The organism is Bacillus sp. EB106-07-01-XG149, from assembly GCF_058791555.1.
Genome location: NZ_JBYTDP010000005.1, coordinates 359,073 through 372,338, shown reverse-complemented (window position 1 = coordinate 372,338; position 13,266 = coordinate 359,073). Strand labels below are relative to the sequence as shown.

General features: G+C 37.4%; 13 protein-coding genes. 2 read left to right on the top strand and 11 right to left on the bottom strand.

Annotated elements, in window-relative coordinates; genetic code table 11:
* Positions 1–215: 215 nt before the first annotated feature.
* Entirely contained in the window at positions 216–743 is a 528-nt protein-coding gene (locus AC3WTA_RS21595) for a hypothetical protein (protein ID WP_000826880.1), read from the bottom strand.
* Positions 744–886: 143 nt separating this feature from the next.
* On the opposite strand from AC3WTA_RS21595, the gene AC3WTA_RS21590 reads away from it, so the two are divergent.
* On the top strand, positions 887–1,534 hold the full coding sequence (locus AC3WTA_RS21590) for a phosphatase PAP2 family protein (protein ID WP_000713764.1): 648 nt from the start codon (positions 887–889) through the stop codon (positions 1,532–1,534).
* 55 nt (positions 1,535–1,589) lie between these two features.
* Here AC3WTA_RS21590 and AC3WTA_RS21585 read toward each other — a convergent pair whose 3' ends face one another.
* The 10 genes from AC3WTA_RS21585 to AC3WTA_RS21540 all read right to left on the bottom strand — a co-directional run bounded on the left by AC3WTA_RS21585 (position 1,590) and on the right by AC3WTA_RS21540 (position 12,825).
* Positions 1,590–2,603, bottom strand: coding sequence for a PTS sugar transporter subunit IIC (locus AC3WTA_RS21585; protein WP_000666176.1), 1,014 nt, complete (start codon positions 2,601–2,603; stop codon positions 1,590–1,592).
* A gap of 22 nt (positions 2,604–2,625) precedes the next feature.
* Positions 2,626–3,576: an L-lactate dehydrogenase gene (locus tag AC3WTA_RS21580; protein WP_002096227.1), complete on the bottom strand. Its 951-nt coding sequence runs from the start codon at positions 3,574–3,576 to the stop codon at positions 2,626–2,628.
* Between the two features lie 294 nt (positions 3,577–3,870).
* Positions 3,871–4,119 carry a spore coat protein gene (locus AC3WTA_RS21575; protein WP_001002991.1) on the bottom strand — a complete coding sequence of 83 codons (249 nt, stop codon included), beginning with the start codon at positions 4,117–4,119 and terminating at the stop codon, positions 3,871–3,873.
* Positions 4,120–4,132: 13 nt separating this feature from the next.
* Positions 4,133–4,318 carry a hypothetical protein gene (locus AC3WTA_RS21570; RefSeq protein ID WP_001180550.1) on the bottom strand — a complete coding sequence of 62 codons (186 nt, stop codon included), beginning with the start codon at positions 4,316–4,318 and terminating at the stop codon, positions 4,133–4,135.
* A gap of 146 nt (positions 4,319–4,464) precedes the next feature.
* Positions 4,465–5,178 (bottom strand): CPBP family intramembrane glutamic endopeptidase, encoded by a 714-nt coding sequence (locus AC3WTA_RS21565; RefSeq protein WP_000048032.1) that lies wholly within the window; start codon positions 5,176–5,178, stop codon positions 4,465–4,467.
* Between the two features lie 468 nt (positions 5,179–5,646).
* On the bottom strand, positions 5,647–6,204 hold the full coding sequence (locus AC3WTA_RS21560) for a TetR/AcrR family transcriptional regulator (protein ID WP_000074943.1): 558 nt from the start codon (positions 6,202–6,204) through the stop codon (positions 5,647–5,649).
* 3 nt (positions 6,205–6,207) lie between these two features.
* Entirely contained in the window at positions 6,208–6,930 is a 723-nt protein-coding gene (locus tag AC3WTA_RS21555; RefSeq protein ID WP_001263839.1) for an MBL fold metallo-hydrolase, read from the bottom strand.
* 149 nt (positions 6,931–7,079) lie between these two features.
* Positions 7,080–8,864, bottom strand: a complete 1,785-nt coding sequence (locus tag AC3WTA_RS21550; protein WP_000416287.1) for an acyl-CoA dehydrogenase FadE — start codon at positions 8,862–8,864, stop codon at positions 7,080–7,082.
* 385 nt (positions 8,865–9,249) lie between these two features.
* Positions 9,250–10,422, bottom strand: a complete 1,173-nt coding sequence (locus AC3WTA_RS21545) for an acetyl-CoA C-acetyltransferase (RefSeq protein WP_001206340.1) — start codon at positions 10,420–10,422, stop codon at positions 9,250–9,252.
* 21 nt (positions 10,423–10,443) lie between these two features.
* Positions 10,444–12,825, bottom strand: coding sequence for a 3-hydroxyacyl-CoA dehydrogenase/enoyl-CoA hydratase family protein (locus AC3WTA_RS21540; RefSeq protein ID WP_000486365.1), 2,382 nt, complete (start codon positions 12,823–12,825; stop codon positions 10,444–10,446).
* A gap of 237 nt (positions 12,826–13,062) precedes the next feature.
* Here AC3WTA_RS21540 and AC3WTA_RS21535 point away from each other — a divergent pair, with 237 nt between their 5' ends.
* Positions 13,063–13,209, top strand: coding sequence for a YuzL family protein (locus tag AC3WTA_RS21535; protein WP_001096343.1), 147 nt, complete (start codon positions 13,063–13,065; stop codon positions 13,207–13,209).
* Positions 13,210–13,266: the final 57 nt, after the last annotated feature.

Sequence of the window (13,266 nt, the reverse complement as noted above, 5' to 3'; positions counted from 1 at the left end):
TTAAACAAACGTTTGATTAACTCCCTATTTTTCTTTGTTAACCCTTGAATTGCATCGGTTTCTTTCTACCGAACATACACCTTAAACAAACGTTTGATTAGCTCCCTATTTTTCTTTGCTAACCCTTGGGCTACATCGGTTTCTTCCTACCGAACATACACCTTAAACAAACGTTTGATTAAACATAAAAAAGGACCCTTTTACAGGCTCCTTCATCATCGACTTAAATAATCGGCAATTGTTCGAAATACGACGATATACATATTATGAATACTTTCTTCAGTATTTCCACCATTGGACAAACCGACTGCCCATTGTTGTCCTTCACCACTTCCGATATTTGCAAAGCCTTGCGTATACATAGCATTTACATCTTTTCGTGCACTGTTATACTCTATTCCTTTTGTAATAAACGTTGAATATGATTTATCTTGCAAACCGATAAAAAATACTGGTTTCTTTAGCGATGAAAATACATTTTTATACTGCTCTGTTGAGGCTTCTTGAAAGTGATCTTTCATTATTAAAAAACCATCCACTTCCTTAGATTTCTTTTCCAGTTCCTCTAACTTCATTTCCTCAAACTTTATATTCCTAAACGTATCGTTCGGCTTTTCTCCAATAACTCCAATTACGAGTGCTCTTCCGTTATATTCTAATTTCTCTCCTTCTTTATCCTTTGCACACCCAGCACTCACTAGGCATATCAATATAAAAAATAAGAAATACGATAAACGCTTCATTTAGCACCCTCCCCTTCTTTTAAGTCAAGTGACGAAAACGTAAGGTTAATTCAAGAAAATGTAAGTAAAATCGATAGCTCAAATGACGTTTCTATATTATAATCAATTGAATTTACTTACATTACTAAACATAGGAGATTATCATGAAGAAATTTAAACTTTCATCTTTTCTTCCGTTAAGTTATATACTTCTACTCGTACTCGTAAGTCCCCTTTACGATGTATTAAATAAATCTACTGTACACGCAGTAGATGTCACAACTGTAGTAGATGATTGGATTCCATTTGTGAAAGCATTTATTATTCCTTATTTACTTTGGTTTCCTTACTTATACGGCGCACTTATTTATTATTGCTTTGCGGATCGAAAACAATATTATGTCACTTTAAGTAGTATCATTCTTGGAAAACTTGCTTGTTTTTCTATTTATTATTTTTGGCAAACAACTGTACCACGTCCAACAGTCGTTGGATCAGACGTATTTTCCGAACTAGTCCGCTATATTTATAGTATCGACCAACCGGTAAACTGTTTCCCTAGCATTCATGTTCTAACTACATTTGTCATTATGCTAGCTGCCTTTAAACGTAGAGAACAACATGCTTTTGAATATTACATTCTTACCTTCTTCGGTACGCTTATTATTTTATCAACGCTATTTACGAAGCAACACGCATTTGTAGACGCCATTTCTGGAATGACGCTTGCAAGCATACTTTACTTCGGCGTTCAGCTTTTATTAGCAAAAGAAACTGTACGTGTTCCAGTAAAACAAAATCACAAAATGTAAAAAGCAGACTGTGGCTTCCAGTCTGCTTTTCTCTATATAAAAGGAGATTTTCGATTTAAGATTGCGGTACAGTCATATCACCAGAGTGAATACGACCTGCTTTTTTAAGAGCAATGTAAAGTATATAAGAAACAGCTACTGGAATGATGATATAAGTGATGACCATCGCCGGGACAACTTCCCATCCTTCGCTAGAAATTAAATTAATTGGTGCGATAAGAGAACTTAATCCAAGACCTGCAATTTCTTTTCCTGCTTCTAGTTGGAAAATTAATGCGGATACTGGACCAACTATAGCACTGGCGACGACAGTTGGGACGAGAATCATTGGATTTTTAGTGATATTTGGCAACTGCACTTTCGGAGTACAAAGCGCCTGAGCTAATATGCCGCCTAAATTATTTTCTTTCGCTGAGATTACAGAGAATCCGATAAACTGAGCAACGCAACCTGCAAGAGCAGCACCACCTGCAACACCGTCTAAGCTAAGTGCAATCGCTAACGCAGCTGATGAAGCGGGAGAGATAAGTAATAGTCCCCAAACGACTGCAATGACGATAGAAGCGATAAACGGGCTACCAGCTGAGCTATCTTTAATAAATGCTCCAACTGTATTTAAAACAGGAGTAATATTATGAGATAACCAAATACCAACTAAACCAGAACCTAATATGGCCGCAAATGGAACGAGCATCATATCTAACGCAGTTTTTCCACTTAAACGTTTACCAATATATACAGCTAAAGTTGCTGTTAATAATGCACCGATTGGCTCACCTGTTTTAATTATTAGACCTGCTTCAGTAATTGAAATGGATCCGGCACCAATCGCTCCAGCTACCATAGCCGAGAAGATTACAAGACCATTTGCACCGAGCATAAAAGCAATTCCGGCACCAATCGCTGGTGCCATAAGTGATTTTGCAACAACTCCGATTGTAATAAGCAATGGAATATCAACAATTCTTCCTATATTTTCGATTAGTAAACCAATTCCAAGGGATACGAAAATACCTTGTGCGATTCCAGCTGATGCTTTAAATACACGAGACATTATATATTCCTTCATTTGTTTCACCTTCTCCTATAAGTTAGTAACCAATTGTTTTCATATAATCACGTAAAATATCGTTTGATTTTGCGAATCGAGATTCTTCATCCTCTGTTAAATTTAGTTCTACAACTTCTTTCATACCATCTCTAGTAATAATAGCTGGCACTCCTGTACAAATATCATATTCACCGTACTCCCCATCTAAAATGGCTGATACAGCAATGACACGGTGATCATCGTTAAAGATTGAACTCGCAATATAAGCTAGAGAGTTTCCGATTCCGTAATAAGTAGTACCTTTTCGTTTATAAATTTCCCATCCAGCTTTTGCAGTCTTCTCAACAATTTCATCTAAATCTATTTCACCAAATTTGTCTTTTTTCTCTTCTAAAATTTGTAGAATTGGCTTTCCACCCACAGTTACGTGCGACCAAGCAACCATTTGAGAATCACCATGTTCTCCTAATGAATACCCATGAATACTACGAGGATCTACATGTAACATTTCAGATAGAATTGTTCTTAAGCGAGAAGAATCTAGTGATGTACCAGTACCAATCACACGATTTCTAGGTAATCCAGATAATTTCCACACTTCATATGTAATAATATCAACTGGGTTCGATGCAAGTAAGAAAATACCGTCAAATCCACTTTCCATTACGCCGCCAACAACACTTTCCATAATTTTCGCACTCGCTCCTAAAGTATCTAAGCGACTTTGTCCAGGTTTTGGTGCTGGTCCTGCTGTAATAATAACGATGTCCATATCTTTGCAGTCTTCATAGCTTCCTGCATATACTTTTGTTCTTGTATTTGTAAAGTTAATGCAGTGTGATAAATCCATCGCTTCCCCAACTGCACGTTCATGATTTATATCAATTAATAATAGTTCTTCGCAAATGCCTTGATTTACAATGGAATATGCACAACTTGATCCAACTAATCCAGTACCGATAATTGCAACTTTTCTTGTATTTCTTTTCATAGCAATCTCTCCTAATTGATCATATAATCTATTTCTTTTGTTCTTTACACTCCTAATTATAGAGATTCCCACGATATAAACCATGGATACTTTGTGAAATATTGAGCAACCTTTTGTCCTTTTTGTGAATTGTTATATTCCATTTTCGTCATATTTGTTACAACTGGAAAAATATTTATTATATATTTATTGACATATATAAAGTGAAGCATTAATCAGTGGGGTTTTACCGCCCAGTAAATAGCGGGACAAAACAAAAAACGAGCGACTTCATTCGCTCGTTTTTTCATCCCATTATTCCGCACTTAATTGACCTTTTAATTGCTGTACAATCATTGGGTTAGCAGGTGCAGCTGGCTTATAATAACTCTTTTGCTTTGCGTATTCATACATATTACGTTGACGCATCTCATCTTGATTACGAATTTGGATTAACGTTTGATGTAACTGTTCATTATCAGACTGAGAAATATAATTTGCATAACTTGTTAAACTTGCATTTAATCCCGCTAAATAATCATTTACCATATCTTTTTCATTCATCTGTCGTTTCCTCCTATCCTAGGAAAGTCATTAATTGCTGTTTCGTATTTCGTGCATCTTGCGCATCCTTTTGTAACATTTGTTTCAGTTGTGGATCTGTACAAGCCTGTGCATACTGGTCTAACTTATTAATAATTGTTGCATGTCCACCAATTAAATGGCGTAAGTTTTCTACTTCAAGCTCTGTTAAATTTTGCATAGAATACTCCTACCTTTCTTTATTCGTTCACTGTTAGTATTTAGCTCTTTTTTGATTGTATACATGAATTAACTTTTTCACGTGCATACAAAATAAAAGATGAATAGCTAAGCCATTCATCTTTTATACTGGTTATGTATTTATTTTTATAGAGACACAATCATACTTATACTCACAAGTAAGTTCCATACAATGTGTAAAATAATACTAGGTATAATAGATTGCGTCTTTTTGTATAACATTGCAAATACCATTCCCATAATCGTTGCCGTAATTAGAAGACCTCCATGAAGAATTCCAAAAATGAAGGAAGAAATAATGATCCCAACTAAAAAATTATATTTCTTTTCTAAAAATCGATATAAAATACCTCGAAATAGAATTTCTTCTTTAATCGGTGTAATTATAGCAACACTTAACACATATATAATACTTTGTATGCTATTTTGAATCCCTAAGCTCCCTAATTGTCCCTTCTGTTCTTCTGCACTTTCAAAACTAAACACATGTAACGTTAAATATTGTGATAACGCAATGACTATAAAACCAATTAATAGATATAAATATGTCTTCCCATTCTTCAAAACGGATACATCCCAAATAGATTTAATAAAATGAAGAACTGGTTTATAAGCTAATAAAACGATAGCAACAACAGCTGCATCTAACAAAAGAAAATGGTACCCCTCTAAATTATCACGTAACGCCTCCTCACCATAAATCCCCAAAGCCAAACCAAGGAATAATCCTCCTAGAAGTAAGAATCCTAAAATGGTTGCTATCATTACAAATAGATTTTTATATGTTATATTCTCTATTTTTCTTTCCACACTATACGCTTCTAACACTGTTTTACTCACAGTATCCCTCCAGTTATTCTCATTTATCTCAACAAAATCCTTTAATTGAAATATAAAGATAATATAACAAAATTTCCAAAAAGAATAATATGCAATTTTACATATTATGAAAACTTTATATTTTATAGTTTTAGGAATAGGATTGCTATGCAATAATTATTATATGAAATTTCAAAAAACACTTCCTATCCACCATAACCCTCGCATCATATAAAATTTATTAGTTAAAGGAGCAATAAACATGAAAACACATGACTTCCTTACAGAAATCCAGAAGGGCTCTGAGCCTAGCCCATATCAAGATCCTATTGCATTTATTTTCGTTTTCCTTTCCGTAGCCATATACACATTTTTCAAACCTGCAAAATAATATCATTTAATGAGAAAAAACCTACCATTCTTTTGGGATCATATGCACTAAAAAACCTTAGAATCGCTTCTAAGGTTTTTAGTTGCCTCGCTTCTTATTTAATTTCTCATTACATGTAATCCTTTAATAAACGTTTCCAATAATACATGTAAACTTGTATCTAAATCTATTGGCAAACCAAATCCACCCTGCTGTTCAATCGACGCAAATCCATGACAAATACTTCTGAATCCACGTGTCGCATGAAGTGCATTCTCTCCTTCTAAGCCGTATTGTTGTAAAACCTGAAGACAAAGCTTCACAATTCCGTCTCCTGCTCTTCTTACTTCTTCATCTCGTAAAAAGGTTGCTTCATACAATCCAGGATGTTTGCGTACGAATGCTACATACGCTTTTCCTAAAGCATGAATTGCTTCGTCCATACGTTTACCCTCGGCCGCTTCTTCCAGTCTGTTATGCAGCTGTTGTATTCCGTACATACCAAGATTTTTCCGTACATCTTGTAAACCTTTCACATGATTGTATAGCGAAGGTGAACGTACCCCTAACCTTTGCGCTAATGAAGCTAACGTTACTTCTTGTATTCCATTTGTATCTGCAATTTCTGCTGCTGTTTCTACAATTTTCTGTAATGTAAGTCCGATTCTCGGTGACATAAATTAACCTTCTTTTCTACTTTCTATATTCCGCTTAGCTTCCTTAATAGCAAGTTTTATGACAGTACCTGGATCCTTTATCATTTTCCCATGTCCTGCCGCAAGCAAGGAAGGCTCATATTCGCTTAACTTCTCTGCACTTTGTAATGATATTTCTTTGCTCCACGTTGCCATCGCAGGAAACGGAAACCAAAATTTCATTTGTCCCGAAACAGCCATACCTCCTCTTGTTTGGAAGGCATCCCCGACAATAAGAGCTTTATTTCGTACATCAAGAAGCGACATGGACCCTGGCGTATGTCCCGGTGTCATAATCGCAAGAAGCGATCCAACTCGGTCGCCATCTTCCAATAAAATATCAGGTACCGTTTTTACCTTTTTAGGTACACCGCCTTTTATTGGTATATTTGGTTCATCCTTTTGTAACATCGTATCTCCTTCTAAAAGCTTTGCGTCCCGCTTAGAAATATAGACTGGAACATTAGGAAGTACTTCCTTTAATGCGTCTAATGCACCAATATGATCATCATGCGCATGTGTTAATACAATCTTAGTAATGGGTTTCCCTATTTTCTCAGCCGCCTGTAAAATTCCTTTTGCGCTATATGGCAAAGCCGCATCAATTAAAGTTAAACCATCTTCTTCCTCGACAAAGTAACAATTTACAGGAAACACTCTTGGCAAAAATGACAATTGATATACCGTTTTTTCATGTATCACTCTCATATTTCCAGCTCCCTTTCCGAATAAAACTAATGCTATTAGTTTTATTATACTAATGGCATTAGTTTTATGACACTAAAATTTTCATTTTTGCAAAAAAAAAAAAAAAAAAGAACAGTAGCCGTTTATACGACTACTGTTCTTTACAGCTATTAAACTGTGTAACGCTCATCTTCTAAAATTTTCGCAGCAATTTCACGTTTCTTCGGAATTACGTTAAGTGGTGTGTGGCGAGTTAATTTACGTAATGATGATAACATCATGCGTAGCATGTCGCCGTTTTCAACTGCGATAAGTGTTTCTTTCGCATCTGCTTCGATTTCGTTGAATGCTTCTTGACAGAATACTTCAGTGTATAACACTTTTTGTTTATTCTTTTCAAGACCAGTTGTTTTAATTGCTTTTTCTGTACGAAGAACAGCTGACTCCATTGCGTATAGGTTGCTTACGATGTCAGCGATATTCACAAGAATTTCTTGCTCTTTATCTAATGCTTTACCGTATTTTTGAGCAGCTAATCCAGCTACCATTAAGCCGATTTTCTTCGCGTTAGTTACTAAATATTTTTGAAGTGCTAATGGCTCATCGCCTACTTCTTCTGGCATCATCATCATTAACTCTTCTTGTAATTTTTGTGCTTTTTGAAGAAGTGGTAATTCACCTTTCATCGCTTTACGTAAGAACGTACCTGGTACGATTAGGCGGTTAATTTCGTTCGTTCCTTCGAAAATACGGTTAATGCGAGAATCGCGGTACATTCTTTCAATCTCGTACTCTGCCATAAATCCGTAACCACCATGAATTTGAACACCTTCATCTACTGTATAATCTAGTACTTCAGAACCGAATACTTTATTTAAAGAGCACTCGATTGCATATTCAGCGATAGAAGCTGCTACTGCTTTACCGTCCTTTACTTCCTCTTCAGATAATGTGCTCATGCGGCTTTCGAATAAACCTACTGTACGGTATACAGAGCTTTCAGCTGCATATGTTTTCGCTGCCATGTTCGCAAGTTTCTCTTGAATTAATGGGAATCGAGCGATTGGTTGTTTGAACTGTTGACGTTGGTTTGCATATTGTGCTGAAATTTCTACTGCACGTTTCGCAGATCCAACTGTACCAACACCTAATTTATAACGGCCGATATTTAAAATGTTGAACGCGATAATATGACCTTTACCGATTTCACCAAGTAAGTTTTCTTTCGGTACTAATGCATCTTCTAAAATTAACGTACGAGTTGAAGAACATTTAATACCCATTTTCTTTTCTTCTGGGCTTGTAGATACGCCAGCATATTCTTTCTCTACGATAAATGCTGAGAAGTGCTCTCCATCAATTTTTGCGTATACGATAAATACGTCAGCGAATGCAGAGTTTGTAATCCATTGTTTTTCACCATTTAATACGTAATGTGTACCTTCTGCATTTAAACGTGCAGTTGTTTTCGCACCTAATGCATCAGACCCTGAACCTGGCTCTGTTAATGCGTATGCCGCTAATTTTTCACCAGTTGCAAGTAATGGTAAATACTTTTTCTTTTGCTCTTCGTTACCGAATAATACGATTGGTAAAGATCCGATACCTACGTGAGCACCGTGAGTAATTGCAAAACCACCAGCGCGAGAGAATTTCTCTGCGATTAACGCTGAGCTTACTTTATCAAGGCCAATTCCGCCGTACTCTTCTGGTACGTCAGCGCCTAATAAACCAAGTTCCCCAGCTTCTTTTAAAAGACGAACAGAACGATCAAACTCGTGTTGCTCTAAATATTCAAGCTCTGGAAGAACTTCATTTACGATAAAGTCCTCTGTCGTTTTTGCAATCATTTTATGCTCAGATGAAAAATCCTCTGGCGTAAACACTTGATCAATCGTAATCTCATCAACTAAAAAGCTACCGCCTTTAACCGCATTTCCTACTGTTTTTTCCATGAAAATTTCCTCCTTCATATTTTCATAAGCCGCTCCTTTCTTTTTGAAAGAAGCTGGCTCTCAATTTTATTTTTTATAAACCTTTGTTGCTTCCATTCTTTGCTTTAGCGTCGTCTCGTTCTGAGCAAGCCACTTCCACTTTTTATAATCTAGTTCCAGCGGCTAGAATGTTCGGTGGCTTCGCTTCTTCCTGCGAGGCAAAGAACGCCTCTACGTCTGAAGCTCCATCCCACTCACATTCTGAGCGAGCCGCTTCCACTTTTTTTCATAATCCAGTTCCAGCGGCTAGAACAGTCGGTCGTTTCACCCCTTCCTGTGAGGCAAAAAGCGCCTCTTCGTCAGGGCTTCCAACGCCCTCCTGTTCTGAGCAAGCCACTTCCACTTTTTATAGTAATTCAAACACTCCCGCTGCTCCCATTCCGCCGCCGATACACATTGTTACGATACCGAATTGTTGGTTGCGGCGTTTCATTTCGTGAATAAGAGATAGTGTTAGTTTTGCTCCTGTACAGCCAAGTGGATGTCCAAGTGCGATTGCACCGCCGTTTACGTTTACTTTTTCTTCATCTAAACCAAGCTCACGAATAACTTGGATCGATTGAGAAGCGAATGCTTCATTTAGTTCGAATAAGCCAATATCAGATAGCTCTAAACCAGCTAATTTTAACGCCTTTGGAATTGCAGCAATTGGGCCGATTCCCATTACTTCTGGTGGTACGCCAGCTACTGCAAATGAACGGAATTTCGCAAGTGGCTTCATGCCATCACTCACTGCTTTTTCACGATCCATTAATAGTACAGATGCTGCACCGTCACTCATTTGTGAAGAGTTACCAGCTGTTACAGAACCGCGAACGTTAAATGCTGGACGTAATTTACCTAAAATGTCTAGCGACGTTTCTGCTCTTACACCTTCGTCTTGTGCGAAAATGATTGTTTCTTCTTGCAGTTTATTGTTTGATCCAACAGTACGTAACGTTACATCTACAGATACTGTTTCATCAGCGAAGTTACCTGCAGCTAATGCTTTCGCAGCACGTTGATGACTTCTTACTGCAAATGCATCTTGTTCTTCACGAGAAATTCCATATTTCACAGCAACTTGCTCTGCTGTATGGCCCATACCCATATAATATTCTGGAGCTGCTTCTACAAGGCGACTATTCGGACGAACAACGTGTCCCATCATCGGAACTAAACTCATTGATTCCGCTCCGCCTGATAATACAGCTTCCGAGTGACCAAGCATAATGCGCTCTGCTCCGTAAGCGATACTTTGTAAACCTGAAGAACAGTAACGGTTAATTGTAATAGCTGGAACATCGTAAGAAAGTCCTGCTAGTCCGCCGATATTACGAGCCATATTTAACCCTTGCTCTGCTTCTGGCATTGCACAACCGAAAATTAAATCGTCGATTGGTCCTTCATAATTCGCACGCTTTAACGTTTCCTTTACTACTAACGCCCCTAGATCGTCAGGACGAACTGTTTTTAATGAACCCCTCTTTGCTTTTCCAATTGGTGTTCTTGCTCCCGCAACAATGACAGCTTCTCTCATGAACGATATCTCCCCTCGTTATTAGTTACGTAATGGCTTTCCTTTTACAAGCATGTGCTGCATTCTTGCTTGTGATTTCATCTCACTTACTAAGCTAATAAATGCTTCACGTTCTACATCTAATAAATACTGCTCATCAACTTCTGTTCCGTACGGTACTTTTCCGCCCGCAATGACATATGCAAGTTTCTTCGCAATGTGAAGATCATGTTCAGAAATGTAACCTGATAAATGCATTGCTTCTGCACCAAGTACAAGAGTTGCATATCCTGTTTCACCAACAACTGGTATCTTTTTACGGATTGGTGCTTTATAGCCAGCTTCATATAAAGCAAGTGCTTTTTGTTTCGCATCATATAGTAAGTGATCACCATTCACACTAATACCGTCTTTATCGCCTAAGAAGTTGTTCGATACAGCTTCTTGTGCTGATGTAGAAACTTTCGCCATCGCTACAGATTCGAATACTTTATTCGCAACTTTTTGCAGATCAAACTCTACACCGTTTGGCATTTTATTTAAGTGTTTAATGTATAACTCTTTATTACCGCCTCCGCCAGGGATTAAGCCAACACCAACTTCTACTAAGCCCATATACGTTTCACTAGAAGCTTGAATGCTCGCTGCTGGTAAACAAACTTCTGTACCTCCGCCAAGCGTCATACCATATGGTGCTGCTACAACTGGCTTAGAAGAATATTTAATTTTCGTCATTGCATCTTGGAAGTTTTTCACAACCAACTCAATTTCAAAGTAGTTGTCATCTTGTGCTTCCATTAAGATCATTGCTAAGTTCGCACCAACGCAGAAGTTCTTCGATTGGTTACCGATAACAAGACCTTTATAATTCTTTTCTACTTCATCAACAGCGTAGTTAATCATTTGCGTAATATCCATACCGATTGCATTGCTCTTCGAATGGAATTCTAAGCAAAGGATACCGTCGCCTAAATCGATTAAGCTCGCTCCGCTATTTTTCTTTAATACGCCATTTTTCGCTTTTAATTGTTTAAGAGAAATTGCCTTTTTATTACGTTCGATTAGCTTATATTCGCCATTATCGTAATAGTAGCTATCTCCATTATCATGTTTGTAGAAAGTAGTGAAACCTTTCTCTAACATTTCTTTCACCCAAGTCGGAACAACTACGCCGTTTTCTTCCATCTTTTGAACGGACTTTTCAACGCCAATTGCATCCCAAACTTCAAATGGTCCTTGCTCCCATCCGAAGCCCCACTTCATCGCTTGGTCAATTGCAACGATATCGTCAGCAATTTCTTTATGAAGTTTTGCAGAGTATAAAAGAGTTGGTGTGATGATGTTCCATAACAACTCTCCTGCGCGGTCTTTCGCGTATACAAGCGCTTTCAATTTATTCGATAAACCTTTTTCTTGTTTACTTAACTCGATAGATGCAGCTTTTAATTTTTTGCGAGCTTCGTATTCCATCGTTTCAGGATTTAGTTCTAAAATTTCTTTTCCTTGTTTTAAGAAGAAGCCTTGACCTGTTTTACTTCCAAGCCATTTTTTATCAAGCATGTCATGCATGAAAGCTGGTACTTTAAATACATCACGCTCTTCTTCTTGTACGTTTTCATATACGTTATTTGCAACGTGTACGAATGTATCTAACCCAACAACATCTAATGTACGGAACGTTGCGCTCTTCGGACGACCAATAAGTGGGCCTGTTACAGAATCAACTTCCCCAATGCTATAGCCGCGTTTTATCATCTCTTGAAGAGTTACTAATAAACCGTACGTACCGATGCGGTTTCCAATAAAGTTTGGTGTGTCTTTTGCGATAACAACGCCTTTTCCAAGAACGTCTTCGCCAAATAGTTTCATGAAGCTTAATACTTGTGGATCAGTTTCTTTCGTCGGTATTACCTCTAGAAGTTTTAAATATCGTGGTGGGTTAAAAAAGTGTGTGCCTAAGAAGTGCTTCTGGAAGTCGTCTGAACGACCTTCTGCCATTTTTTCTACTGAAATGCCTGACGTATTCGAGCTTACAATAGAACCCGGTTTACGAACAGCATCTACTTTTTCAAATAGTTTCTTTTTAATATCTAAGTTTTCAACTACTACTTCAATAATCCAATCTACATCAGCTAGACGCTCAAGATCATCTTCTAAGTTACCTGCTTCAATCAGTGCTAAATTTCCTTTCACTGTCAGAGGAGCTGGTTTTTGCTTTAATAGTTTTTGCACAGCCGTATTACTAAAACGATTTCTCACACTTTTATGTTCTAATGTAAGTCCCTTCGCTTCCTCTTCTTTTGTTAGCGCAGGTGGTACAATATCAAGCAATAATGTCGGAATACCAATATTAGCTAAGTGTGCCGCAATCCCTGAACCCATTACGCCTGAACCTAGAACAGCAGCCTTTTTAATTTGGAACATCCAATTCTCCCCCTATTCTTGAATGAATGCTCATTCAATTTTTCGACATAAGTCGCAATCAATGAGTGAGCCTCTACTAATAAATATATGATACAGTTTGAATTTTCGCAATATATTTATTGATAAAATTTTCTGAAATAAATATTTTTCTTTTATTTGCCCATGCTATATATATGTATTTTCTTCACTCAAATACACTTTTCCTTTTTATAATCTGACGAAAATGGAGGAATATATATGGCAAAACTTAAGAAGAACCCTTCAAAAGCTGGAATTAGCGCAGCAAGCGTATCTGGAAATGCAGGTCCGCATAATCACGGTGTGGAAAAGGGCCGTCAAGGTAATAACCAACAATATAAGAAGCATAATATGGGCGAAAAATAACGGTATATTTTTGGGCAGAAAACGTGGCATAATGGGTAATGGCTGCTTTTTCTGCCC

Coding starts and splice junctions, on each gene's coding strand:
- AC3WTA_RS21595 (WP_000826880.1), bottom strand. CDS start 743: ATGAAGCGTTTATCGTATTTCTTATTTTTTATATTGATATGCCTAGTG.
- AC3WTA_RS21590 (WP_000713764.1), top strand. CDS start 887: ATGAAGAAATTTAAACTTTCATCTTTTCTTCCGTTAAGTTATATACTT.
- AC3WTA_RS21585 (WP_000666176.1), bottom strand. CDS start 2,603: ATGAAGGAATATATAATGTCTCGTGTATTTAAAGCATCAGCTGGAATC.
- AC3WTA_RS21580 (WP_002096227.1), bottom strand. CDS start 3,576: ATGAAAAGAAATACAAGAAAAGTTGCAATTATCGGTACTGGATTAGTT.
- AC3WTA_RS21575 (WP_001002991.1), bottom strand. CDS start 4,119: ATGAATGAAAAAGATATGGTAAATGATTATTTAGCGGGATTAAATGCA.
- AC3WTA_RS21570 (WP_001180550.1), bottom strand. CDS start 4,318: ATGCAAAATTTAACAGAGCTTGAAGTAGAAAACTTACGCCATTTAATT.
- AC3WTA_RS21560 (WP_000074943.1), bottom strand. CDS start 6,204: ATGTCACCGAGAATCGGACTTACATTACAGAAAATTGTAGAAACAGCA.
- AC3WTA_RS21555 (WP_001263839.1), bottom strand. CDS start 6,930: ATGAGAGTGATACATGAAAAAACGGTATATCAATTGTCATTTTTGCCA.
- AC3WTA_RS21550 (WP_000416287.1), bottom strand. CDS start 8,864: ATGGAAAAAACAGTAGGAAATGCGGTTAAAGGCGGTAGCTTTTTAGTT.
- AC3WTA_RS21545 (WP_001206340.1), bottom strand. CDS start 10,422: ATGAGAGAAGCTGTCATTGTTGCGGGAGCAAGAACACCAATTGGAAAA.
- AC3WTA_RS21540 (WP_000486365.1), bottom strand. CDS start 12,825: ATGTTCCAAATTAAAAAGGCTGCTGTTCTAGGTTCAGGCGTAATGGGT.
- AC3WTA_RS21535 (WP_001096343.1), top strand. CDS start 13,063: ATGGCAAAACTTAAGAAGAACCCTTCAAAAGCTGGAATTAGCGCAGCA.